Origin of the sequence: Streptomyces sp. DH12 (assembly GCF_020873895.1) — a bacterium.
Classification (GTDB): domain Bacteria; phylum Actinomycetota; class Actinomycetes; order Streptomycetales; family Streptomycetaceae; genus Streptomyces.
Genome location: NZ_JAHWGT010001660.1, coordinates 1 through 389 on the forward strand (window position 1 = coordinate 1; position 389 = coordinate 389).

Annotated in this window: 1 protein-coding gene; it reads left to right on the plus strand. The window is 65.3% G+C overall.

Going from position 1 to position 389, the window contains the following annotated elements:
• Positions 1-389, plus strand: a 389-nt coding sequence (locus LPA54_RS41605) for a carbohydrate ABC transporter permease (RefSeq protein WP_228985546.1), incomplete at both ends; no start/stop codon positions are given.

Below are 389 nucleotides of genomic sequence, written 5' to 3' on the forward strand. Positions count from 1 at the left end.
CCATGGTGTTCGGCACCCTGATCACGCAGATGGTGCCCGGCATCGTCATCGCCAACGCCCTCTACACCTCCTACGTCGACCTGGGCCTGGTCAACTCGTACGCCGGGCTGATGCTCGCGGACGCCTCGCTCGGCATCCCCTTCTCCATCGTGCTGATGCGCTCCTTCATGGTGTCCGTCCCCGGGGAGGTGATCGAGGCCGCCGAGATCGACGGGGCGGGACCGGTCCGGGTGTTCCTGCGGGTGGTGCTGCCGATGAGCCGCAACGCCCTGATCACCTCGGGTCTGTTCGCCTTCCTGTTCGCGTGGAGCGACTTCATGTTCGCCCTCACCCTGAACACCACGGACGACGTCAAGCCGATCACGCTGGGCATCTACCAGTACATCGGC